Origin of the sequence: Arthrobacter sp. GAS37 (assembly GCF_044908325.1) — a bacterium.
GTDB lineage: Bacteria > Actinomycetota > Actinomycetes > Actinomycetales > Micrococcaceae > Arthrobacter > Arthrobacter ramosus.
This window is the reverse complement of the sequence record NZ_JBIYDB010000001.1, coordinates 440,403-464,023: the sequence shown is the minus strand read 5'-3', so window position 1 is coordinate 464,023 and position 23,621 is coordinate 440,403. Positions and strand designations below refer to the sequence as shown.

The window sequence follows — 23,621 nt, the reverse complement described above, 5'->3', positions numbered from 1 at the left end:
GAGGAGGCGGGCCACAGTTGTTCAAGTGTGTGTTGATAGTAGTCAACCTCTAGGGGTAGCCCGGCGCCGCTTCGAGTCCAAAGTACTCCTCGAGGGTGCCGATGCCCCTGTTGGCCATATCCGTTGCAGCCTCAACCCCGATGAATCGCAAATGCCACGGCTCGTAGTAATAGCCGGTGATTTCATTGAGCATCCACGGGTACCTGACAACAAAACCGTACTTGTACGCATTTGCCTTTGCCCAAACGGCGGCCGGCTGATCAGCGAAGCAGGGCTCGAAGCTGCACGCCCCTCCACCGTCGCCGATGTCGAACGCCCAGCCGGTCTGGTGTTCCGAGAAGCCGGGACGGGCGGAGGCCGTGTCTGCCGAGGCCTGGCCGCGCGTGCTCACGTAGCCGTTGTACGTGGCGGTTTGGGTCTGAAAAGAACGGTAGCCGGACGCCAAGGTCATGGTCACGCCGGCCGAGGCGGCTGCCGCAAAGAGCTTTTCAGCTGCTCCGGCGGTGGTGCTGTTGAGCAGGGACGCCTCTCCGCTGACTGCGAGTTGCACGCGGGGCTGTGCCAAGTCGGCAGGGACAAACTGCAAGGGGGTCAGCGGCCGGTGCTTGTTGACGATGACCCACTGGCTCGCCGGGTCGCTCAGCGAAAACTGCTGGGACAGAACCCCTGAGGGCGGAGCCTTCGACGGCGGTGCGCTCGACGACGGCTCGCTCGCCGCTCCGGAGGGAACCGCCGTCGTGGTCGCCATTGTCGGCGTCGGCGTTGCTGTTTGGGGACTTGAGGCTGACGGTGCGGATGTGGGCGAGGCAACCCGGGTATCCGGGCTGCAGGCCGCCAAGGCAGCTATTCCCACACCTGCGGCAAGCAGCGTCGTGAAGGACCTTCGGCTGGGGCCGCAGTTGTAGCACATCCGTGCTAGACCTTTCGGAGCAGCATGCGGCGGATGGAATGGTCGGCATCCTTGGTGAGGACAAGTTGCGCCCGGCCGCGGGTAGGGAGCACGTTTTCCTCAAGGTTGGGCTCGTTGATGCGCTTCCAAATGCCGCGTGCAGTGGCTTCCGCCTCGGCATCGGACAGCGTCGCGTAACGGTGGAAGTACGATTCGGGCTGGGCGAACGCCGTGGTTCGAAGCTTGCGGAAACGGTCCACGTACCAGTCTTCGATGTACGACGTCTTGGCGTCAACGTAAATGGAGAAATCAAAGAAGTCGCTGAGGGCCAGGCCTTGCCGGCCGTCCTGCCGGGGACGGGCGGGTGCCAACACGTTGAGGCCCTCGACGATGAGGACGTCAGGCCGTCGGACCACCACTTCCTTGTCCGGGACGATGTCGTAGGTGACGTGCGAATACCAAGGAGCCCGGACCTCTTCGGCGCCGCCCTTGATCGCACTCACGAATCGAAGCAAGGCCCTGCGGTCGTAGGATTCCGGAAAGCCCTTGCGTTCAAGCAAATGCCGGCGCTTCAACTCAGCGAGCGGGTACAGGAACCCGTCGGTGGTGATGAGTTCGACGTTCGGAGTGCCAGGCCAACGGCGGAGCATCTCGCGCAGCACGCGGGCAATAGTGGACTTGCCGACCGCCACCGAACCTGCGACGCCGATCACGAAGGGCGTGCGCTGGGTCTGCTCGCCAAGGAAGGTGGTAGTGGCTGCATGAAGCTGTTGTGATGCCTGGACATAGAGGTGCAACAAACGGGAGAGCGGAAGGTAGACCTCGCGGATTTCCTTCATGTCCAGGGGATCGCCGAGGCCGCGAAGCCGGATGATGTCCTCTTCGTTAAGCGGCTGCTCCATCTGTGCACCCAGCCGGGACCACGTCTGCCTGTCCAGCTCCACGAACGGAGAGGAGCTGTCGCCGTTCGCTTCATTGCGTTGCAAAGTCACTATAGAGATTCTGCCCCTCTGTTGGCTGATCCGGAAATACCGCATGAACGGCTGGAAGATTTTGTGTGAGCATGCTCTGCGGAAAAGGTGCATGATCCGGCATATTCCGCGGCGTGGCCTGCTTGCAGGGCCGGATATCCTACGTCCATTTCGCGGGGCAACCGCTACTCTTGTAGGCATGTGTGGAATCGTAGGTTACGTTGGCAATTCATCCCGCCGGGCAGATGCCGGGCACTCGGCACTCGACGTCGTGCTTGAAGGACTCCGGAGGCTTGAATACCGGGGTTACGATTCAGCCGGAGTTGCAGTGGTGGCTCATGGAACCATCGCCAGCCGGAAGAAGTCGGGAAAGCTCAGCAACCTGCTGAACGAGCTCGAGGACAATCCGCTCCCGGACTCGTTGACCGGCATCGGCCACACCCGCTGGGCCACCCACGGCGGACCCACCGACCAGAACGCCCATCCGCATCTGGCCGATGGCGGACGCCTGGCCATGATCCACAACGGAATCATAGAAAACTTCGCCGAGCTCAAGCAGGAGCTCGTCGCCAAGGGTGTCACTTTCGAGTCGGAGACGGACACCGAGGTTGCAGCAGCGCTTCTCGGCGACATTTTCCGCAACCAGCTCAATGGCGACTCGTCCAACGGCAAGCTCACCAAAGCGATGCAGCTTGCCTGCCAGCGGCTCGAAGGCGCGTTCACGCTCCTCGCCGTGCACGCCGAGCGGCCGGACGTCGTCGTGGCCGCCCGTCGCAACTCCCCCCTTGTTGTAGGACTGGGGGAAGGCGAGAACTTCCTTGGCTCCGACGTTTCCGGTTTCATCGATCACACGCGCCGCGCCGTCGAGCTGGGCCAGGACCAGATCGTCACCATCACCGCCGACACCGTGGAGATTACAGACTTCTTCGGCGCCCCCGCCCAGGGCAAGGAATACCACGTTGACTGGGACCCGGCTTCTGCGGAAAAGGGCGGCTTCAGCTCCTTCATGGAGAAGGAAATCCACGACCAGCCCGACGCAGTCACCCAGACCCTCCTTGGCCGTTCGGACATCAACGGCAAGCTGACCTTGAGCGAGCTCCGGATCGACCCCGAGCTGCTGAAGCAGGTCAACAAGATCATCGTCCTGGCTTGTGGCACGGCCGCATACGCCGGGATGGTCGCCAAGTACGCCATCGAGAACTGGTGCCGCATCCCCACCGAGGTGGAGCTCGCGCATGAATTCCGCTACCGCGACCCGATCGTTGACGCCAACACCCTAGTGGTGTCCATCAGCCAGTCCGGCGAGACTATGGACACCCTGATGGCCGTCCGTTACGCCCGTGAACAGGGCGCCAAGACGATCTCCATCTGCAACACCAACGGATCGACCATCCCGCGCGAATCCGACGCTGTTCTTTACACCCACGCCGGTCCGGAGATCGCCGTCGCCTCCACCAAGGCGTTCCTGGCCCAGATCACAGCCGCTTATCTCCTTGGTCTCTACCTCGCCCAGCTGCGCGGAAACATCTTCTCCGGCCAGATCAAGGACGTCCTGGCGGACCTTGGCAAGATACCCGCCCACATCCAGAAGATCCTCGACAACGCGGGTCCCCTCCGCGAGCTCGCCCGCAGCATGAAGGACGAGAAGTCGGTGCTCTTCCTGGGCCGCCACGTGGGCTACCCGGTGGCACTCGAGGGCGCGTTGAAGCTCAAGGAAATCGCGTACATCCACGCTGAAGGGTTCGCGGCCGGTGAGCTCAAGCACGGTCCGATTGCCTTGATCGAGGAAGGGCAGCCCGTCTTTGTGGTGGTTCCGTCGCCGCGGGGCCGCGATTCCCTCCACGCGAAGGTAGTCAGCAACATCCAGGAAATCCGCGCCCGCGGTGCGCGCACCCTGGTGATCGCCGAGGAAGGCGACGAAGCCGTGCGGGCTTACGCCGAGCACGTTTTCTACGTCCCTCAGACGCCTACGCTCCTGATGCCGCTTCTCACTACGGTTCCGCTGCAGATTTTTGCCGCAGAGCTGGCCAAGGCCAAGGGGTACGACGTGGACCAGCCGCGCAACCTGGCCAAGAGTGTCACCGTAGAATAGCCGCATGATTCTTGGCATAGGCGTAGACGTCGTAGACATAGAGCGCTTCGGGCGCCAACTTGAGCGGACCCCGGGGCTCCGTGACCGTTTGTTCGTTCCCGCGGAACGCGAACTTAACACGCGGTCCCTGGCCGCGCGTTTCGCGGCCAAGGAAGCTGTGGCCAAGGTCCTGGGAGCTCCGGCGGGCATGAACTGGCAGGACTGCTGGATCGGCCTGGACCAGAACGGCCCCACCATCAAGGTGAAGGGCACCGTACTGGCAGTTGCCGAGTCCATCGGCGTGAAGCGCTGGCACGTGTCCATGAGCCACGATGGCGGAATCGCCACTGCCATGGTCATCGCCGAAGCCTAGCAGCACACGCAACCATGATCAGCGCCTTCACCGGAACACAGATCAGGGCAGCGGAACAACCGCTCCTTGATGCCGGCGAAGGCGCTGTTCTCATGCAGCGCGCAGCATACGGACTGGCAAACGCCGTCGTCCGTGAACTCCGCTCGGAAGGCCGCCGCCTTTACGGCTCGAGCATTACGGTGCTGGCCGGCAAAGGCAACAACGGAGGGGACGGTCTTTACGCTGCGGCAATGCTCGCGAGGCGTGGCACGCGCACGACGGCGGTACTCACCGCCGGTTCCGCCCATCCGAACGCCCTTGCGGCATTCCGCGCCGCCGGCGGACGGGTCCATGTTTTGGACGAGGACAATGCCGAAGAACTAGCCGTGCTGATTGCCGGCGACGATGTGGTCATTGACGCCATCCTGGGCACGGGTGCCCGGGGCGGCCTCGGCGGTTCGGCCGCGGAATTGATTGCCGCCTTGGAGGAGCTGAGGCCCGATTTGGTGGTGGCCTGCGATATTCCCAGCGGAGTAGACGCCGACACAGGCGAGGTCCACTGGCCCGTAATGACGGCGCGGCTGACCGTGGCATTCGGGGGAGTCAAAGCCGGGCTGATGGCCGATCCGGGTGAGGGCTGTGCCGGCCGCGTGATCCTGATACCTATCGGCATCGAGGAATATCTTCCGGCACCTGCCCTGCACCGCTTCTCTGCCCCCGACCTGGCTGCGGTGCTCCCGGACCCGGGGCGCCGGGCCCAAAAGTACACCAGGGGAGTCCTCGGCGTCGTGGCAGGTTCCGAGCGCTACACCGGGGCCGCGGCGCTCTGTGTCGCGGCCGCCTCCGCGGCGGGCACGGGTATGGTGCGGTACCTCGGCCCGGAAGTCGTCGCGCGGCAGGTCCTGGCACGAACCCCCGAAGCCATCTGGGAGCCAGCCGAGCCCGGCCGGGTCCAGGCGTGGCTGCTCGGTCCTGGCCTGGACGGAGCCGAGCAACTCGATCGTGCCCGTGACGTATTGGCCGCGGCGGCCGGCGCCGGCCAGCCCGCCGTCGTCGACGCCGGCGCCCTGGAGCTCCTGCCGGAACGCTGCCCGCCGAACTGGATTCTCACCCCGCACGCCGGGGAACTCGCGGCCCTTCTTGGCCGAGGCGAAGTGCGTGTCACGCGCGAGGACGTGGAATCGCGGACCGTGCACTTCGCCCGGCTCGCGGCCGAGCACACCGGTGCGGTCGTCCTGCTCAAAGGTGCCACAACGGTGCTTGCTTCGCCTTCCGGGGCGGTCTTCAGCCAGTCGGACGGATGCCCGTGGATGTCAACGGCAGGCAGCGGGGACGTTCTTGGCGGGATAGTCGGCGCGCTGGCTGCAGCGTACGCGGAATCCGGGCTGGACGACGACGGGCCCTTCGCCGCGCTGGGAATCGCCCCCGATGAGCGCTGGGCTGCGGTGGCCGCCGTCGGCGCAAGCATCCACGGAATGGCAGGAAGCGCAGCCTCGGCGGGCGGGCCATTGACCGCTTCCGACATCGCCCGCGCGGTCCCCGACGTCTTCCGATTTCTCGGGGAACATCGCGCCGGATGATCCCTGATGTTCCTTGAAAGTCACATAGTCTCGCTAGGCTGGCAGAAAGTTATCCGGCAAGTGAAGGAGAACACATGGACGTTTGGCCAGGAACCGCATACCCGTTGGGGGCCACTTTCGATGGCACGGGAACCAACTTCGCGCTGTTCAGCGAGAAGGCCGAAAAGGTGGAATTGTGTCTCTTTGACGACGACGGGGACGAAATTTCCTACACCCTCAACGAGGTGGACGGTTACGTGTGGCATTGCTACCTGCCGCACGTCCAGCCCGGACAGAAGTATGGCTACCGCGTTCACGGCCCCTACGAGCCCGCCTCCGGCAACCGCTTCAATCCCAACAAGCTCCTCCTGGACCCTTACGCCAAGGCCATCCACCGGCAGATCGACTGGGACCCGGCGCTCTTCTCGTACAACATGGGAGATCCGGACTCCCGCAATGACAAGGACTCCGCGCCCCACATGATGATGGGCGTGGTCATCAACCCGTTCTTCGACTGGGCCGGTGACCAGCTGCTGCGGATCCCGTACCACCGGTCCGTGATCTACGAGGCGCACGTCAAGGGCCTGACCCGGCTCCACCCTGAGGTTCCTGAGGAGCAGCGCGGCACGTATGCCGGCGTGGCCCACCCGGCCGTGATTTCCCATCTGCAGAAGCTCGGCATCACGGCCATCGAGCTCATGCCGGTGCACCAGTTCACGAACGACGGCATCCTGCAGGACAAGGGGCTGAACAACTACTGGGGCTACAACACGATCGGGTTCTTTGCCCCGCACAACAGCTATAGCTCCAAGGGCGATACCGGCCAGCAGGTCCAGGACTTCAAGGCCATGGTCAGGGCGTTGCACACGGCAGGCATCGAGGTCATTCTCGACGTCGTGTACAACCACACCGCCGAAGGCAACCACCTCGGCCCGACACTGTCTTTCAAGGGCATTGACAACGCCGCCTATTACCGTCTGATGGATGGTGACGAGAAGCACTACATGGACTACACGGGCACCGGCAACTCGCTGAACGTGCGCAGCCCGCACTCGTTGCAGCTGCTCATGGATTCCCTGCGCTATTGGGTCACCGAAATGCACGTGGACGGTTTCCGTTTCGACCTCGCCTCCACCTTGGCCCGTGAGTTCTATGACGTGGACAAGCTGTCCACCTTCTTCGAGCTCATCCAGCAGGATCCGGTGGTCTCCCAGGTCAAGCTGATCGCCGAGCCGTGGGACGTCGGCCCGGGCGGCTACCAGGTGGGCAACTTCCCGCCGCAGTGGACGGAATGGAACGGCCAGTACCGGGACACGGTCCGCGATTTCTGGCGCGGCGAACCCTCGACCCTGGGCGAGTTCGCCTCCCGGTTGACCGGATCGGCGGACCTTTACGAGCATTCCGGCCGCCGCCCGGTGGCTTCCATCAACTTCGTCACGGCCCACGACGGCTTCACCCTGGCCGATCTGGTGTCCTACAACGAGAAGCACAACGAGGCGAACGGCGAGGGCAACAACGACGGCGAATCCCACAACCGTTCCTGGAACTGCGGTGTCGAGGGGCCCACGGAGGATCCGAAGGTGCTGGGTCTTCGTGCCCGACAGCAGCGGAACTTCATCGCCTCCATGCTCTTGTCCCAGGGTGTCCCGATGCTGCTGCACGGTGACGAGCTCGGGCGGACACAGCGGGGCAACAACAACGGCTATTGCCAGGACTCCGAGCTGACGTGGATCAACTGGGACAGCGTGGACCAGCCGCTGGTCGAGTTCACGGCCGCGGTCAGTGCTTTGCGCGCCAAGCATCCCACCTTCCGGCGCAGCCGCTTCTTCGACGGACGCCCGGTACTGCGAGGCGAAGGCGAGAGGCTTCCGGACATCGTATGGCTTGACGTCGACGGAACCACCATGACGCCGTCGGACTGGGACAGCGGCTTCGGCCGCTCGGTAGGCGTGTTCCTCAACGGTGACGGGATCCGCGGCCGGGACAACCAAGGCCGGCGCATCACGGACGTCAACTTCCTGCTCTACTTCAACGCCCACGACGACGAAGTCGGTTTCAAGGTGCCCTCGGACGAATATGCTCCTGCCTGGGACATCATCATCGACACCGCGGGCGGCGGAGCCGACACCGAACCCGTGCAGGCTGAAGCAGTCCTGGGTGTCGGGGCCAAATCACTCGTGGTGTTGAGGGCACACAGCGTCCCGGACACCGATCCGGACCATTCCGTAGCAGCGTCCCTCGCCGCGTTGTCGCAGACAACCACAACCGAGACGGCTTCCTTGACTGCGCCCGCCACACCGGCACCCTCCACCCGGACGCTCCGGGCTGTACCGGAGGCAGCCCCTGAACCGAAAAAGCACCATTCCCCGGAGACGAAGGCTGCCCCCGAAACCAAACCCGCCCCTGCGCCGAAGAAGCCCAGAAAGTCACGCGCCCACAAGAACGGGGGATCATGAGGACGCCCGTCTCCACATACAGGCTCCAAATCAGGCCTTCGTTCACGCTCCAGGACGCGGCTGCCCTCACGGGTTATCTGCGCGAGCTCGGGGTGGATTGGGTGTACCTGTCGCCTATCCTGACGGCGGAGGAGGGCTCGGACCACGGTTACGACGTCACCGACCCCTCCACCGTTGATGCTTCACGCGGCGGCGCCGAAGGGCTCGCCGCGCTCTCCAAGGCAGCAGGGGAAGCCGGCCTCGGGGTCCTGGTGGACATTGTCCCGAATCACATGGGCGTTGCGTCGCCCCCGCAAAATGCCTGGTGGTGGTCCCTCCTCAAAGAGGGCAAGGCCTCCCGCTATGCAGAAGCGTTCGACGTCGACTGGGACTTCGGCGGCGGAAAGCTCCGGCTCCCGGTCCTCGGCAGCGACGCCGACGTCGACAAGCTGGAAATAGTCGACGGCGAATTGCGCTACTTCGACCACCGATTCCCTCTGGCCGAAGGAAGCTACGTCGCGGGCGACAATGCCAGGGACGTCCATGCGCGCCAGCACTACGAGCTGGTCGGCTGGCGCCGGGCTGACGACGAACTGAATTACCGCCGGTTCTTCGCGGTCAGCACGCTGGCCGGGATCCGAGTCGAAATCCCCTGGGTTTTCCAGGAAGCCCACGCGGAGGTCGCCCGATGGTTCCGTGACGGGCTTGTGGACGGGCTGAGGATCGATCACCCGGACGGGCTCGCGGATCCGGCCGGCTACCTGGAGCGCCTGAAGGAAACCACGGCCGGCTCCTATCTGCTCGTCGAGAAGATCCTCGAGCCCGGGGAGGAGCTTCCGGAGAACTTCGACTGTGAGGGGACCACAGGCTACGACGCCCTCGCCGACATCGACCGCCTTTTCGTGGATCCCGACGCCGAAGTGCAGCTTGACGCCTTGGATGCGAAGCTCCGGGGCACCGGCTCGCCCGCCGATTACCAAGCCATGATCCACAGCACCAAGCGGCGTGTTACGGACGGCATCCTGCATTCGGAAATCCTGCGGCTCGCGCGGCTCGTCCCGGAGTCTCCGGAACTGCCCCGCCAAGGGGTGGCCGACGCCCTGGCTGAAATCATCGCTTCGTTCCACGTCTACCGGAGCTATCTCCCGTATGGCAAAGACACCTTGGTAGAGGCCGTTGAACGGGCTGCCCGGAGCAGGCCGGAACTGGCCTCAGTCCTCAAAGCGCTGCTTCCGCTGCTGCTCGACGCCGGCAGTGAACTGGGCCGCCGCTTCCAACAGACCTCCGGCATGGTCATGGCCAAGGGCGTGGAAGACACAGCGTTCTTCCGCTACACGCGCCTTGGCACGCTGACTGAAGTGGGAGCAGATCCCACGGAATTCGCCTTGTCCACGGCCGGATTCCACGAGCGCATGGTACGTCGCGAGGCACTGCTGCCGCTGTCCATGACCACACTGACCACGCACGACACCAAGCGCAGTGAAGACACCCGGGCCAGGATCTCCGTTATCTCCGAGGCAGTCTCCGAATGGGAAGCTTTCGTGGATCGTATGCAGGAACTGGCTCCGATTCCCGACGGGCCACTCGCTGTCCTCGTATGGCAAGCCATCGTAGGTGCTTGGCCGGCCAGCCGTGAACGACTCCAGGGTTACGTCGTCAAGGCGGCACGCGAAGCCGGCAACTCCACCAACTGGACCGAGCCGAACGAGGCCTTCGAAGCGAAGCTCGCCTCCGCCGTCGACGCCGTCTTCGACGTGCCGGAGGTGACGGCCGCCCTGGAAGGGTTCGTTGCCCTTGTGGATCCGTACGGGACGTCCAACTCACTGTCGGCAAAGATTGTCCAGCTGACCATGCCGGGCGTACCGGACGTCTACCAAGGCACCGAGTTTTGGGACCGTTCACTCACTGATCCCGACAACCGGCGCGCGGTCAACTTCGAACGGCGCAGGGCCGCTCTCGCAGCCCTCGACGCCGGTGTCCAGACTGAAGCGCGGGACGAGTTGGCCAAGCTGCTGCTGACTTCCCGGGCATTGCGCTTGCGCCGGGACCGGCCGGAGCTTTTCGGTGGCTACAGTCCCATCAATGCCGAGGGTCCGGCGGCCGAACATCTGATCGCCTTCGGCCGTGGCGCCCTTGCCGCCGGTGGCGGTGCCATCATTTTGGCCACGAGGCTCCCGCGGAAGCTTGAGCGGAACGGCGGGTGGCAAGACACCTTCATTCGTCTTGGGAGCGCGGTCCAGGATGAGCTCACAGGCAACAGTTACCCTCCAGGCGAGGTTGACGTCGCAAGGCTTTTGCAAAGATACCCTGTGGCCTTGCTCGTACCCATTAGCTAGCCAGAGCACCAACAACGGCGGGCAAACGAAGCCCGGACAAGACGATTGAGGGGGAGCGATGGCTGAGAAGACCAGCGCGGGGAAACGATTCGATGTGTGGGCCCCGTTTGCAGAATCGGTCACTCTGCTCGCGGAGGGTCAGCACCATGAAATGCGGTCGCTCGACGGCGGCGCGGCGGGCTGGTGGACGGCGGACGTACCCCGGCGGCCCGGGACTGACTACGGTTATCTGGTGAACGGGGAGGGGCCCTTTCCCGATCCGAGGTCGCAGCGGCAGCCGGACGGGGTCCATGCTCTTTCCCGCACCTTCGACGCCTCGTCCTATGCGTGGAACGACGCGGATTGGGCGGGGCGCGGGCTCGGCGGCGCGGTCATCTACGAGCTTCACCTCGGTACCTTCACTCCGGAAGGCACGCTGGACGCGGCCGTGGAAAAACTGGACTACCTCGTTGAACTGGGAATCGACTTCGTGGAGCTTCTGCCGGTCAATGCCTTCAACGGCCCCCACAACTGGGGGTACGACGGCGTGCTGTGGTTCGCCGTCCACGAGGCCTATGGGGGACCCGAGGCGTATCAGCGATTCGTGGAGGCAGCGCATGCTGCCGGACTGGGTGTGATCCAGGATGTGGTCTACAACCATCTGGGGCCCAGCGGGAACTACCTGCCGAAATTCGGCCCCTACCTGAAGTCCGGCGAAGGCAACACGTGGGGCGACTCAGTGAATCTGGACGGCCCCGGCTCCGACGACGTCCGTCAGTACATCCTGGACAACGCCGCTATGTGGTTGGGCGACTTCCACGTGGACGGGCTACGCCTCGACGCCGTGCACGCCCTCCGCGATGAGCGCGCCGTCCATATCCTGGAAGACCTGGCCAGCCTCGCGGATGGCATCGAAGCTGAAACGGGCGTCCCCAAGACCTTGATTGCAGAATCGGACCTGAACAATCCGCGCCTGATCTACCGCCGGGACACCAATGGCTACGGCCTGGAAGGGCAGTGGAGCGACGACTTCCACCACGCCGTGCACGTGAACCTCACCGGGGAAACAGCTGGCTACTATGCGGATTTCGATTCCTTGGGCGCACTGGCAAAGGTGCTTGAACACGGTTTCTTCCACGACGGGAGCTACTCAAGCTTTCGCGGCAGGCATCATGGCCGCCCCATCCGCCCGGGGCTGGTTCATCCTGCCGCTTTGGTGGTCTGCAACCAAAACCACGATCAAATCGGCAACCGCGCCGCCGGCGACCGACTGGGTTCGAGCCTGTCTTACGGCGGGCTGGCGCTTGCCGCTGTACTGACCATGACGTCGCCGTTCACCCCGATGCTCTTCATGGGCGAAGAATTCGGCGCGTCCACGCCTTGGCAGTTTTTCACATCGCATCCCGAGGAATGGCTCGCTGAGGCCACAGCGGACGGCCGGCTCAAGGAATTCGAACGGATGGGCTGGGACCCCGCATTGGTGCCCAACCCCCAAGACCCGGAGACGTTTGAACGCTCCAAGCTCAAGTGGGAGGAAGCGCATGACGGCGATCACGCCCGATTGCTGGAACTTTACCGGGCGTTGGCGAACCTCAGGCGCTCGACGCCGGAGCTTGCGGGCGGCGGATTCACTGACACGCACGTCGACTTCAGCGAAGAGGACAAATGGCTGGTTCTTAGCAGGGGCGCCGTGAGGGTTGCCTGCAACTTCGGGGACGGGACCCTGACGAAGGCGATGGATGGCGAAGTCTTGCTCGCCACGGACTCCGCGGCCGCCGTCGGGAACGGAAAGCTGACACTCCCGGGGGAGAGCGCCGCCGTCGTGCGCCTTAAGTGATCGTGCGCCTTAAGTGACCGCGCCCACATGACGGACATCGCGCTTCGAGGCTCGAAGGCGGTGGCAGGATGGTAGGTATGACTTATTCGGCTGCGGAAAACCGCTATGAAACCATGCCCTACCGTCGCGTCGGACGCAGCGGCCTCAAACTTCCCGCGATCTCGTTGGGACTATGGCACAATTTCGGCGACGACAAGCGTTTCGAAGAGCAGCGCGCCATCCTGCGGCGGGCGTTCGATCTGGGAGTCAACCACTTCGACCTTGCCAACAACTATGGTCCGCCGGACGGATCGGCTGAAACGAACTTCGGCCGCCACCTGAAGGACGACTTCACGCCGTACCGCGACGAACTCGTCATTTCGACCAAGGCCGGTTACTACATGTGGCCCGGCCCCTACGGGGAATGGGGCTCCCGCAAGTACCTGCTCTCCAGCCTTGATCAGTCGCTTCAGCGCATGGGACTGGACTACGTGGACATCTTCTACAGCCACCGTCCCGATCCCGAAACCCCGCTGGAAGAAACCATGGGCGCCCTGGACCACGCAGTCCGTTCCGGCAAGGCGCTCTATGCCGGAATCTCGTCCTACACCCCGGAGCAGACCCTCGAGGCCGCCCGGATTCTCAAGGAGATGGGCACGCCGCTTCTCATCCACCAGCCCAGCTATTCCATGCTGAACCGCTGGACCGAGAACGGTTCGCCCAACCTCTACGAAACACTTGACCAGGTTGGCGCAGGATCCATCGCCTTCTCCCCGCTGGCACAGGGGATGCTCACCAACCGGTACCTGAACGGAATCCCCGCGGATTCACGCGCCGCCAAGGAACGGTTCCTGTCCGAATCAGCGCTGACCGAGGAAAAGCTGAGCCGGGTGCGTGGTTTGAACGCCATTGCCGAAGGACGCGGCCAGACCCTCGCCCAGATGGCTATCGCCTGGATCCTGCGCGAGCAGCCCAAGGGTTCGCCTGTGACCTCCGCGCTTGTCGGGGCGTCGAGCGTGGCCCAGCTCGAGGACACCGTGTCCGCGATCAACAACCTCGACTTCACGTCAGAGGAACTGACGGCGATCGACGAGTTCGCCGTCGAATCCGACATCAACCTGTGGGCGCAGAAGTAGATTCGGAAACTTAATACACGAACGGGGCCGGCTGGGAACAAAGCCGGCCCCGTTCGGGTTGGCTACAATGCAAAGAGCGCCGAATGGCGCTGTGCCTTTAAGACGCCGTCGTACATTCAGGTACGGACGCGCTAGGCACCTGAGGTTAGTTCTCAAAGGAGTTCCGTGTCTTCACATCCGATTCGTGTCGCCATTGTCGGCGTAGGTAACTGCGCCGCTTCGCTGGTCCAAGGTGTCCACTACTATCGCGATGCCGACCCCCAGGCCACAATTCCGGGTCTGATGCATGTTGAGTTCGGCAAATACCACGTCAACGACGTCCAGTTCGTCGCTGCCTTCGACGTCGACAGCAAGAAGGTCGGCCTCGACCTCGCTGACGCCATCGGCGCCAGCGAGAACAACACCATCAAGATCGCGGATGTCCCCTCCACTGGCGTGACCGTGCAGCGCGGCCACACCCTGGACGGCCTGGGCAAGTACTACCGCGAGACCATCGTCGAGGCCCCGGAAGAGGCAGTGGACATCGTCGCCGCACTGCGCGAATCCAAGGCCGACGTCATGGTCTGCTACCTGCCGGTCGGTTCCGAGGACGCCGCGCACTTCTACGCGCAGTGCGCCATCGACGCCGGTGTTGCCTTCGTCAACGCCCTGCCGGTCTTCATTGCGGGTACCAAGGAATGGGCCGACAAGTTCACCGCAGCCGGCGTGCCGATCGTCGGCGATGACATCAAGAGCCAGATCGGTGCCACCATCACGCACCGCGTCATGGCCAAGCTCTTCGAAGACCGCGGCGTCACGCTGGACCGCACGTACCAGCTCAACGTCGGCGGCAACATGGACTTCAAGAACATGCTCGAGCGCGACCGCCTGGAATCGAAGAAGATCTCCAAGACCCAGGCCGTGACCTCCAACGTCGAGGCCGTCCTGCACGCCGACGACGTCCACATCGGCCCGTCCGACTACGTCGCCTGGCTCGATGACCGCAAGTGGGCGTTCGTCCGCCTCGAAGGCCGCAACTTCGGCGATGCCCCGGTGTCGCTCGAGTACAAGCTCGAGGTCTGGGACTCCCCGAACTCCGCCGGCGTGATCATCGACGCCATCCGCGCCGCCAAGATCGGCCTGGACCGTGGCATCGGCGGCCCGCTGCTCTCCGCTTCCAGCTACTTCATGAAGTCCCCGCCGGAGCAGTTCAACGACGACCTCGCCCGCGACAAGGTCGAGGCCTTCATCCGAGGCGACGTCGAGCGCTAACTCCGCTTCTTCCTCCCGCCCTCCCGGACGCTCGCTCACTTATATCGGGTTTTTGACTGACGCTCGCTCACTTATGTGGGGTTTTTGACTGACGCTCGCTCACCTACATACGTGAGCGGGCGTCCGTCGTCTAACGTTCAATCACTACACGGAGCTTGCAAAGCCGGATGCGACGGCGGGATCGACCCACGCCGATCGCAGTGCCTTCTTGATCTTCTTGGTCGCCAGCTCGAAACCATCCGCCAAATCGTCCTTGCGGAACACGAGGACGGTCCATCCCGCTGTTTCGAAGGCATTGTTCCGGCGTCGATCACTGAGTGTCTGGGCCTCCGCGAGGTGATGGCCGCCGTCGTACTGAATGGCGACCCGCCTTTGGCGGAACCCCAAGTCGGCCGACGGCGAGAACGGATCGTCACTTCGCAACTTGAGTTGAAGTTCGGGTTCGGGGATTCCAGCGTCCAGCATAGCCAAGCGAAGCAGGGACTCAGGCGCGGAATCCGCGCCCACGCGCATCAGTTCGAGCGCCTGCCGGGCCCGCACGACGCCTTGTAAATTTGGATGCCGCTCCACCAGGGCACGCAGTTCTTCAAGGGTCGCGAACGGTGTGTCTCGTCCTTCCAGCGCCTGGCGGGGTACGCGAATCAGCTCGTCGCCCATACAGACGAGGTCGTTCAAAGGCAGCAGCCGGGCCATGTCCAGCCAAGTGCGGGGGCGCGTGCTGATCCGTATTCCATCAACCGATTCGACCTCGTTCTCGGCCGCGATCACCCTATGCCCGATCACCCCTTTGCGGCGCGCTCCAGGCACCGATCGCGGCTTGCTGAGGTGCAGCTCCGTTGAATCGGCAAGCCAAGGCGGAAGGCAGGAACAGCGAAGGCGCGCTGCCGTCACATGGGAGATCCAGGCCCCGGAGGTAGCGGCCGACAGCGCACGGGCGGCGGACTCAAGATTGAAGTCCCAGCCGATCGGACGGTAGAGGCTTCGGCTGACGCGTTCGACGTCGGCGCGAAGCAGGCGATCGCGCGGGACACCTCGGGCTTGGGCCTGGGCGAGCGTGAAAGGTCCTGAAAGCAGTTCAGCGGGAAGGGCAAACTCGTTTCGCATACCCGCATTGTTGCGCAAATGGGCGGGTGCCTGCAGAAGTTATCCACAGGCTCGGGATTCGGCTGTAGATCTTGTCGTCCTCGGGGGCCATGGGTGAGCGAGCGTTTCCCGAAAGTGCCCTATAGGTGAGCGAGGGTTCCTCGAAATTGCCCTATAGGTGAGCGAGGGTTCCTCGAAATTGCCCTATAGGTGAGCGAGCGTTCCTCGAAAGTGCCACATACGTGAGCGAGCGTCAGAAGAGGCCGACCGGATTGCCGTGCTCATCGACGTCCATCCGCATCGCGGCGGGCTCCTTGGGCAAACCGGGCATGGTCATGACGGCACCGGTCAGCGCGACAATGAAGCCCGCCCCGGTCTTGGGAATCAGCTCGCGCACGTGCACCGTGAACCCCTTGGGGGCACCCAACTGGGAGGCGTCGTCGGTGAATGAATACTGTGTCTTGGCCATGCAAACCGGCATTCCGCTCCAGCCATTTTTCCGGATGTCCGCCAGGCGCCTGAGCGCGGGGACGGAAAACTCCACTCCGTCGGCGCCGTAGATTTCCTGTACGATCGTGCGGATCTTGTCCTCCACAGACAGGCTCAGAGGATACAAATGGCGGAAGTCCGACGGCGCTGCTGCCGCCACCGCCGCGGCGACCTTCGCCGCGAGCTCATCACCGCCGTCGCCCCCTCCACCGCGGCCCCAGACATCCGCCACAGCCGCCTGCACTCCCTCCTGGGCGCACCAAGCCAGTAGCCATTCGAGCTCTTCTGTTGTGTCCGTCGCGAATTTATTGATTGCAACAACCGGTGTGACGCCAAACTTCTCGACATTGTGCACATGCCGTTTCAAGTTCTCGACGCCGGCAGCGAGCGCTTCGACGTTCGGCTCCTTGAGAAGCTCCTTCGGGACGCCGCCCTGCATCTTCAGAGCCCTGATAGTCGCGACGACGACGACGGCGGATGGCGCCACGTCTGCGATGCGCGACTTGATGTCCATGTACTTTTCGGCCCCAAGGTCGGCGCCGAATCCCGCTTCCGTGACCACGATGTCCGCGAGCTGTTGGGCCGTTCGTGTGGCGATGAGCGAGTTGCAGCCGTGCGCGATATTGGCGAACGGGCCGCCATGCACCAGGGCCGGGGTTCCTGCGATGGTCTGCACGAGATTCGGCTTGATGGCGTCCTTCAGCAGCATGGTCAGCGCACCCTGGACACCGAGATCGGCCACGGTGGCCGGCCGCCGGTCATAGCTGTATCCGAAAGTGATGCGGCCGAGGCGCTCGCGAAGATCATCCAAATCCGTCGCGAGGCAGAAGACGGCCATGATTTCGGAGGCGACGGTTATGTCGAAACCGTCCTGTCGCGGCACTCCTTGAGCGGGTCCGCCCAGGCCAATGATGACCTCGCGCAGCGAGCGGTCGTTCATATCAAGGACCCGTTTGAAGGTCATGCGGCGGGGATCAATGTTGAGCTCGTTGCCTTGGAAGATGTGGTTGTCCACGAGGGCCATGAGGGCGTTATTGGCCGAGGTGATCGCGTGGAAGTCGCCGGTGAAATGCAGGTTGATCTCGTCCATGGGGAGAACTTGGGAGTAGCCGCCACCGGTCGCTCCTCCTTTCATACCCAGGATCGGTCCAAGGGACGGTTCGCGCAGCGCGATCATCACCCGGTGACCGGCCCGCGCCAAGGAATCGGCGAGGCCTACCGTGGTTGTCGATTTTCCCTCACCCGCCGGCGTCGGAGACATGGCCGAGACGAGGACTATCTTGCCTGCGCGTTTGGCATCTGGGAGACGGAGCTTGGCGGGATCGATTTTCGCCTTGAACCGGCCGTACAGTTCCAATGCATCGACGTTGATCCCGGCACGCTCCGCGATCTCCTCGATGGGACGTATCGCTGCGTTCTGGGCAATTTCAAGGTCGCTCAAGATCTTGTTTTCAGACATCCTTGTCCTCAACTCCGCGGGAACACTGTCCGCGACAATCTATCAGTCGGGTCCCCGAGGTGAGCGAGCGTTTGGGGAATTGACTTCAGAGGTGAGCGAGCGTTTGGGGAATTGCCCTTATAGGTGAGCGAGCGTTTGGGGAATTGCCCTTATAAGTGAGCGAGGGTTTAGCTTGGGCGGACGAGGACCGCACCGATGGCTGCGTGGTAGCTCTCGAGCGTGATGGCTGCTGTCCTGTGCCAGCCGAAGGCCTCCGCATGAACGGCAGCGGCACGGCCCATGTCTTCGCGGGTGCGGGGATCGTCGTACAGGGCTTCGATGACGTCGGCCCAGCGGGATGGATCGTGGCCGTCAACCAAAATACCCGTCCGCCCGTCGGCAACGGCACGGGACAGGCCGCCCACGTTGGTAGCCACCACCGGGGTGCCGCAGGCCTGCGCCTCAAGGGCAACCAGCCCGAACGATTCGCTGAAGGAAGGCATCACGACGACGTCGGCCGAACGGAACCAGCCCGCCAGCTTCGGCGCCTTGACCGGCGCGCGGTGCGTTACGACGTCGTCGAGCCCCGCGGCCGTAATGAAGGACTGCAGATTGAAGTCCTTGGCGCCGCTCAAGGCGCCCAGGATGGTCAGTTCGAGGTCGATGTCGGGCCGCCTCTTGCGGAGGATGCCAACAGCTTCGATGAAAACCTGCGGGCCTTTGAGCCGCTGGATGCGTCCGGCGAAGAGCAGGTGGAAACTGCCGGGCCGCACGCCAAGCTCGGCGCGGGACCGGGCCCGGAACGCGGGAGTGAACACGGTCAGGTCAACGCCGGGGGGAGCGATGTCGATATGGTCGAAATCGGCGTTGTAGTGCGATACAAGCTCCTGGGCTTCGGCGGGAGTGTTGGCCACGAGGCGCGTGGCTCCATCCACGATCCTCTGTTCGCCGTCTTCACGCACTCGCGGTTCGGGCCGCTCGCCGGATTCGAGCACCAGGTTCTTGACCTTCGCCATCGTGTGCATCGTGTGGATCAGCGGCACGTTCCACAATGCGGAGAGTTCAAGGCCGGCCACACCGGACACCCAGTAGTGCGAATGGATGGCGTCGTAACGGCCGTGCGGTTGCCGCTGCCGGATCCTCTCGACTTCGGCAACCATGGCGTGGAGGAGCTCGGGAAGTTCCTCCTTGGGCAGTTTCCGGGGCGGGCCCGCCAAGACGTTGTGGACGCAGACACCCGGACCGGGATGCTCGACGGCGGCCTGCTCGGCGGACGTCGAACGCGTGAAGATCTCTACCTCCACGCCGAGATCCGCCAACGCGATGGCCAGCGCCCGGACGTAGACATTCATGCCGCCCGCATCGCCCGAACCCGGCTGCTCCATGGGCGAAGTGTGGAGTGACAGGAAGGCAACGCGACGGATCAACGACACCGCTACCTCCTATATCCAACGCAATTCAACAAGCCCCGCAAAGCGATAAATCCTCTGCGTCCCAGCGAAAACACTACTCCTGACCTCCCTGGCATTGCAGCCGGCCCGAGGGGCAGGCAGTGCACGGCGGGCTGATACCGTAACGGAGGTGAGCCACTCAAACAGCGAAGCAGGAATGTCGGCGGCCGTTAGCTACGAGATCCGGCCCGCCCGGGCAAGCGACTGGCCCGGGATCTGGGCCGTCCTGGAACCCGTGATCCGGGCAGGGGAGACCTTCACCTGGGACCGCGACACTTCCGAAGAAGCTGCCCGGATCAAATGGTTCAAGGAAGCGCCCGGCCTGACCTTTGTGGCAGTGCGCGACGGCGACGTGCTGGGTACCGGTGAACTGCACGCCAACCAGGGCGGCGGCGGAAGCCACGTAGCCAACGCCGGCTACATGGTCCATGCCGATCACGGCGGGCAGGGAATCGCCCGAGCACTTTGTGCCTATTCCTTGGTTGTCGCCCGGGATGCCGGGTTCAAGGCGATGCAGTTCAACGCGGTCGTCGAAAGCAACGTCCGCGCAGTGGGCCTGTGGCAGTCCATGGGCTTCCGCATTCTGGCGACTATCCCCGAGGCCTTCCAGCATCCGACCCTTGGCTACGTGGGGCTGCACGTCATGTACCAGGAGCTCTGAAAGCTTTGCACAATCGTGGCCGCGGCGTAGTCTGCGGTGCATGGACGTAACGCCCAGGACTGGATTCGACCCCCTCGCCGCTATCCGGGTGGATGCGGGGGAGGACGGGGCCGATTCAGGCTGCGATCTCCTGCTGACGGGCACCGTGTTCCAGGACATTATCTTTACCGGACTGGACCGCAGCCCTGAACCGGGAACCGAAGTGTGGAGCCAAGGCATGGGGACCTGCCCCGGCGGCGTGGCCAACCAGGCCATCGCGGCTGCCCGGCTTGGGCTGCGGACCAGCCTCGCGGCGGCCTTCGGGGATGACGGATACGGGGACTTCAACTGGCGGATCCTGGAAAGCCAGGAGCACGTGGATCTCTCCCTGTCCAGGCGGTTCGAGGGCTGGCATTCCCCGGTCACCGTCTCCTTGTGCGTGGATCAGGATCGTTCCATGGTCACTCACGGACATCCCTCGCCCATGAGCGCTTCTGAACTGATTGGCGATCCGCCCAAGGCCCTCGCCGCCGTCGCGGATCTCGGCGAGGAGCCAGAACCCTGGATGCTGGCGGCGAGGAAAGCCGGCGTCAAACTCTTTGGCGACGCCGGATGGGATCCGACGGGAGAGTGGTCGTCGAAGCGGCTGGACCAGCTCAGCAATTTCCACGCCTTCATGCCGAACCAACGGGAAGCAATGGCCTTCACCGGCAAGGACAACCCATGGTCTGCGCTCTACACGCTCGCCGACCGGGTTCCGGTGGCTGTAGTGACGTTGGGAGCGCAGGGAGCCATGGCCGTGGATTCCGAAACCGGCGAGGAGGAGTGGGTGCCGTCCCTTCCCGTGACGGCGTACGACCCCACAGGAGCGGGCGACTGCTTCGGTGCGGCGTTTGTTGTGGGTTGCCTGGCTGGATGGCCTTTGGGAGACCGGCTCCGTTTTGCCAACCTTTGCGCCTCGCTGGCGGTGCAGGAAGTGGGTGGCTCGCTTGCTGCGCCTGGTTGGGGAGACATCGCCGATTGGTGGCAGCGAGCGAACGCCCGGAGGGAGCGGCAGTCCAGCCAGTGGCTCAAACGGTTCGCTTTCCTCGAGGACATTGTGGCGGATGTCCCGCCCGGGGCCCAACGTCGTGCAACAGCAACGATCGCCCACAACTCGGACGCTTGAGCGGCGCTTACCTCCAGTCGACCCGCTCACCCCAGTCAACCCGCACGCCGTCGCGGCACTAGAATCGTGAGGGTGACTTACGAAGCAGCTGCCAGTTTCGAGCCCTCGACGAAATCGGGTTCGGCAACGGTCCTCGAACGATCAGCCGTCATCGACTTGGACGCCATCCGGCACAACGTACGCCAATTCGTGGCTATCGCCTCGCCCGCAACCGTCATGGCCGTCGTGAAGGCCGACGCCTATGGGCACGGTGCGGTGCAGGTGGCGCGGGCAGCCCTTGAAGCCGGCGCCCGATGGCTTGGCGTTGCCCATATTTCGGAGGCTTTGGCGCTGCGCGCTGCTGGAATTGACGCCCCCATGCTCGCCTGGTTGCACACCACCCAAAGCAACTTCCAGGCGGCAGTCGCCGCCGGCGTCGACGTCGGGATATCCGGCTGGGAGCTGGACGCGGTGGTCGCCGCGGCACGCGAACAGGAACGACCGGTCCGCATCCACCTCAAGGTTGACACCGGCCTGGGGCGCAACGGCTCCACCATCGCCCAATGGGACAAATTGGTGGGCCAGGCCATGGAGTACCAGGACGAGGGCCTCCTACGCGTGGTGGGCATCTTCTCGCACTTGGCCGTGGCCGATGAACCGCACCGTCCCGAGACCGATGAGCAGTTGGCAGCTTTCCGGGAAGCAATTGCCGTGGCCGAGGACGCCGGAGTGGACACCGAGGTCCGGCATCTGGCCAACACGCCCGCCACGCTTTCGCGTCCGGATGCCCACTTCGACCTCGTCCGCGTGGGGCTCGGGCTCTACGGACTGTCCCCTTTCGAAGGACAAAACTCCGCGGAACTTGGTCTCCGCCCCGCCATGACAGTGCGCACCCTCGTTTCCAATTGCAAGCGGGTGCCCGAAGGCCAGGGCGTGTCCTACGGACTCAACTACCGGACGCCCGGTGAGAGCGCCTTGGGCCTGATCCCGCTCGGATACGCCGACGGCGTGCCGCGGGTCGCCACCGGCGGACCGGTCCGGGTCAACGGGGTCAACTACCCCGTTGTGGGCCGGATCGCCATGGACCAGATGGTCATCGACCTGGGAAACGCGGTGACCGACGAAGCCGCCTGGCTGGGCGCCGAAGCCGTCATGTTTGGTGACGGCGCCGACGGCGGCCCGACGGCGGACGACTGGGCCGCCGCCGCGGGAACCAACAACTATGAGATTGTCACCCGCATCAGTCCGCGCGTCCCGCGCATCTACATCAACGAGACCCCGGGGGCGGATGCCCGGTGAGCGGGGCCCCGATTGATAAGACCCCGTTGCGTGAGGCCTTGTGGGAACGGACCGTCAAGGTCGCGACGGCGGAGCAGACGCACGCTTTGGGCTCGGCGCTCGCCGGGGTCCTTGAGCCCGGTGACCTGCTGGTCCTGACAGGCGAACTCGGTGCCGGCAAGACCACTTTCACCCAGGGACTCGGCGAAGGACTGGGCGTCCGTGCCGGCGTCATCTCGCCCACGTTTGTCCTGGTGCGCATCCACCCCAACCTGCCGGACGGGCCGCGGCCCGGCGGCCCCGATCTGGTCCACGTTGATGCTTACCGGCTGGCGTCCGCCGCGGAAATCGACGACATCGACCTCGAAAACACGATGGACAACTCCGTGACAGTGGTCGAGTGGGGGCGCGAACGCGTGGAACACCTTTCGGATAGTCGCCTGGACATCGAAATGCACCGGACAGTGGGCGGCGCGGAGAGGGCGGTAACCCGCCCGGAAGCAGACCAGGACGCCGTGCTGGACTTCGACCCGGAGGACGACGACGAACCCCGCGCCATCGTTTTCCGCGGCTTTGGCCCTCGCTGGAGCGCCGTGCCCGAAATACTGGAGGAGAACGCCTGATGCTGATCTTGGCCATTGATACTTCGGCCGTGGCGAGTGCGGCACTCATCTCGGACGATGCCATGGAGGGTGTCGTGGAGTCCTTCGCCACGGAGGACACCCGCAGCCATGCCGAGGTCCTGGCTCCCGGCATTGAGAAGCTTCTTGCCGACGCCGGTGTAAGCGGCGCGGACATCGACCTCATCGTCACCGGTGTTGGCCCTGGGCCGTTTACGGGCCTTCGTTCAGGGATTGCAACCGCCCGCACTTTGGCATTTGCCTGGAACAAACCTCTTTTCGGTCTCATGAGCCTGGATGCGATCGCTTTGGAAGTGGCCGAGTCAACGGAGGCGCAGGCCGAGTTCCTGGTGGCCACGGATGCCCGTCGCAAGGAGGTCTACTGGGCGCGCTACACGCTCAATGATGGCCAGCTACCGCAACTCGTGGACGGTCCGCACGTCGGGTTCGCCTCGGAGTTGCCCGATCTCCCCGTCTTCGGTGCCGGCGGCGGCATCTACGCGGACGTCGTCAACGCGAACGAGGAATTCAGCACCACCCAGCCCGACGCCGCCTCGTTGGGTCAGTTCGCGATGGCCCTCCTGACGGCCGGCGCGGAACTGCCGGATTCCACACCCTTGTATTTGCGGGAATCCGACGCGCAAGTGCCGGGCCCTAGAAAGCGTGCCCTGTGAACCCCT

At 64.0% G+C, this 23,621-nt stretch carries 18 protein-coding genes; 13 read left to right on the top strand and 5 right to left on the bottom strand.

The genetic code is table 11. From position 1 onward, the window contains the following. Positions 1-49: 49 nt before the first annotated feature. Both ABH924_RS02190 and coaA read right to left on the bottom strand, forming a co-directional pair. Entirely contained in the window at positions 50-910 is an 861-nt protein-coding gene (locus tag ABH924_RS02190; RefSeq protein WP_404496531.1) for a D-alanyl-D-alanine carboxypeptidase family protein, read from the bottom strand. A 5-nt stretch (positions 911-915) separates the two neighbouring features. Continuing rightward, positions 916-1,926, bottom strand: coding sequence for a type I pantothenate kinase (coaA, locus tag ABH924_RS02185; RefSeq protein WP_234749112.1), 1,011 nt, complete (start codon positions 1,924-1,926; stop codon positions 916-918). Between the two features lie 133 nt (positions 1,927-2,059). On the opposite strand from coaA, the gene glmS reads away from it, so the two are divergent. The 8 genes from glmS to ABH924_RS02145 all read left to right on the top strand — a co-directional run bounded on the left by glmS (position 2,060) and on the right by ABH924_RS02145 (position 14,795). After that, positions 2,060-3,952: a glutamine--fructose-6-phosphate transaminase (isomerizing) gene (glmS, locus tag ABH924_RS02180; protein ID WP_404496529.1), complete on the top strand. Its 1,893-nt coding sequence runs from the start codon at positions 2,060-2,062 to the stop codon at positions 3,950-3,952. Between the two features lie 4 nt (positions 3,953-3,956). Then, complete coding sequence (locus ABH924_RS02175) at positions 3,957-4,304, top strand: holo-ACP synthase (protein WP_404496527.1); 348 nt, start codon at positions 3,957-3,959, stop codon at positions 4,302-4,304. A 14-nt stretch (positions 4,305-4,318) separates the two neighbouring features. After that, complete coding sequence (locus ABH924_RS02170; RefSeq protein ID WP_404496525.1) at positions 4,319-5,863, top strand: NAD(P)H-hydrate epimerase; 1,545 nt, start codon at positions 4,319-4,321, stop codon at positions 5,861-5,863. Between the two features lie 74 nt (positions 5,864-5,937). Next, positions 5,938-8,298, top strand: a complete 2,361-nt coding sequence (glgX, locus tag ABH924_RS02165) for a glycogen debranching protein GlgX (RefSeq protein ID WP_404496523.1) — start codon at positions 5,938-5,940, stop codon at positions 8,296-8,298. Beyond that, positions 8,295-10,613, top strand: a complete 2,319-nt coding sequence (gene treY, locus ABH924_RS02160) for a malto-oligosyltrehalose synthase (protein WP_404496521.1) — start codon at positions 8,295-8,297, stop codon at positions 10,611-10,613. The genes glgX and treY overlap by 4 nt, the downstream gene beginning before the upstream one ends. A 58-nt stretch (positions 10,614-10,671) precedes the next feature. Further along, complete coding sequence (gene treZ / locus ABH924_RS02155) at positions 10,672-12,429, top strand: malto-oligosyltrehalose trehalohydrolase (protein WP_404496520.1); 1,758 nt, start codon at positions 10,672-10,674, stop codon at positions 12,427-12,429. A gap of 77 nt (positions 12,430-12,506) precedes the next feature. After that, entirely contained in the window at positions 12,507-13,544 is a 1,038-nt protein-coding gene (gene mgrA / locus ABH924_RS02150) for an L-glyceraldehyde 3-phosphate reductase (RefSeq protein WP_404496518.1), read from the top strand. A gap of 165 nt (positions 13,545-13,709) precedes the next feature. Then, positions 13,710-14,795, top strand: a complete 1,086-nt coding sequence (locus ABH924_RS02145) for an inositol-3-phosphate synthase (RefSeq protein WP_234749126.1) — start codon at positions 13,710-13,712, stop codon at positions 14,793-14,795. Between the two features lie 144 nt (positions 14,796-14,939). Here the strand turns inward: ABH924_RS02145 and ABH924_RS02140 are convergent, their stop codons facing one another. From ABH924_RS02140 to mshA, 3 genes are all read right to left on the bottom strand, one after another. Next, entirely contained in the window at positions 14,940-15,899 is a 960-nt protein-coding gene (locus ABH924_RS02140) for a DUF559 domain-containing protein (RefSeq protein WP_404496516.1), read from the bottom strand. Positions 15,900-16,131: 232 nt separating this feature from the next. Beyond that, positions 16,132-17,826, bottom strand: coding sequence for a formate--tetrahydrofolate ligase (locus ABH924_RS02135; protein ID WP_404496514.1), 1,695 nt, complete (start codon positions 17,824-17,826; stop codon positions 16,132-16,134). Positions 17,827-17,993: 167 nt separating this feature from the next. Then, positions 17,994-19,238 (bottom strand): D-inositol-3-phosphate glycosyltransferase, encoded by a 1,245-nt coding sequence (mshA, locus tag ABH924_RS02130; protein ID WP_404496512.1) that lies wholly within the window; start codon positions 19,236-19,238, stop codon positions 17,994-17,996. 175 nt (positions 19,239-19,413) lie between these two features. On the opposite strand from mshA, the gene ABH924_RS02125 reads away from it, so the two are divergent. The 5 genes from ABH924_RS02125 to tsaB all read left to right on the top strand — a co-directional run bounded on the left by ABH924_RS02125 (position 19,414) and on the right by tsaB (position 23,615). Beyond that, entirely contained in the window at positions 19,414-19,917 is a 504-nt protein-coding gene (locus ABH924_RS02125) for a GNAT family N-acetyltransferase (RefSeq protein ID WP_404496572.1), read from the top strand. A gap of 40 nt (positions 19,918-19,957) precedes the next feature. Further along, positions 19,958-21,064 carry a carbohydrate kinase family protein gene (locus tag ABH924_RS02120; protein ID WP_404496510.1) on the top strand — a complete coding sequence of 369 codons (1,107 nt, stop codon included), beginning with the start codon at positions 19,958-19,960 and terminating at the stop codon, positions 21,062-21,064. Positions 21,065-21,136: 72 nt separating this feature from the next. Next, positions 21,137-22,342 carry an alanine racemase gene (gene alr, locus ABH924_RS02115; protein WP_404496508.1) on the top strand — a complete coding sequence of 402 codons (1,206 nt, stop codon included), beginning with the start codon at positions 21,137-21,139 and terminating at the stop codon, positions 22,340-22,342. A 26-nt stretch (positions 22,343-22,368) separates the two neighbouring features. Further along, entirely contained in the window at positions 22,369-22,944 is a 576-nt protein-coding gene (gene tsaE, locus ABH924_RS02110) for a tRNA (adenosine(37)-N6)-threonylcarbamoyltransferase complex ATPase subunit type 1 TsaE (RefSeq protein WP_404496570.1), read from the top strand. Further along, a complete protein-coding gene (tsaB, locus tag ABH924_RS02105) occupies positions 22,944-23,615 on the top strand; it encodes a tRNA (adenosine(37)-N6)-threonylcarbamoyltransferase complex dimerization subunit type 1 TsaB (RefSeq protein ID WP_234749137.1) in 672 nt (223 codons plus the stop codon). The genes tsaE and tsaB overlap by 1 nt, the downstream gene beginning before the upstream one ends. The last annotated feature ends 6 nt before the right edge of the window (positions 23,616-23,621 follow it).

What these genes read in the sequence shown, in the direction of transcription:
- ABH924_RS02140 (WP_404496516.1), bottom strand. Translation starts at nt 15,899, where the DNA reads ATGCGAAACGAGTTTGCCCTTCCCGCTGAACTGCTTTCAGGACCTTTC.
- treY (WP_404496521.1), top strand. Translation starts at nt 8,295, where the DNA reads ATGAGGACGCCCGTCTCCACATACAGGCTCCAAATCAGGCCTTCGTTC.
- glmS (WP_404496529.1), top strand. Translation starts at nt 2,060, where the DNA reads ATGTGTGGAATCGTAGGTTACGTTGGCAATTCATCCCGCCGGGCAGAT.
- ABH924_RS02120 (WP_404496510.1), top strand. Translation starts at nt 19,958, where the DNA reads ATGGACGTAACGCCCAGGACTGGATTCGACCCCCTCGCCGCTATCCGG.
- mgrA (WP_404496518.1), top strand. Translation starts at nt 12,507, where the DNA reads ATGACTTATTCGGCTGCGGAAAACCGCTATGAAACCATGCCCTACCGT.
- ABH924_RS02125 (WP_404496572.1), top strand. Translation starts at nt 19,414, where the DNA reads ATGTCGGCGGCCGTTAGCTACGAGATCCGGCCCGCCCGGGCAAGCGAC.
- ABH924_RS02170 (WP_404496525.1), top strand. Translation starts at nt 4,319, where the DNA reads ATGATCAGCGCCTTCACCGGAACACAGATCAGGGCAGCGGAACAACCG.
- tsaB (WP_234749137.1), top strand. Translation starts at nt 22,944, where the DNA reads ATGCTGATCTTGGCCATTGATACTTCGGCCGTGGCGAGTGCGGCACTC.
- ABH924_RS02175 (WP_404496527.1), top strand. Translation starts at nt 3,957, where the DNA reads ATGATTCTTGGCATAGGCGTAGACGTCGTAGACATAGAGCGCTTCGGG.
- ABH924_RS02190 (WP_404496531.1), bottom strand. Translation starts at nt 910, where the DNA reads ATGTGCTACAACTGCGGCCCCAGCCGAAGGTCCTTCACGACGCTGCTT.
- ABH924_RS02135 (WP_404496514.1), bottom strand. Translation starts at nt 17,826, where the DNA reads ATGTCTGAAAACAAGATCTTGAGCGACCTTGAAATTGCCCAGAACGCA.
- coaA (WP_234749112.1), bottom strand. Translation starts at nt 1,926, where the DNA reads ATGCGGTATTTCCGGATCAGCCAACAGAGGGGCAGAATCTCTATAGTG.
- treZ (WP_404496520.1), top strand. Translation starts at nt 10,672, where the DNA reads ATGGCTGAGAAGACCAGCGCGGGGAAACGATTCGATGTGTGGGCCCCG.
- glgX (WP_404496523.1), top strand. Translation starts at nt 5,938, where the DNA reads ATGGACGTTTGGCCAGGAACCGCATACCCGTTGGGGGCCACTTTCGAT.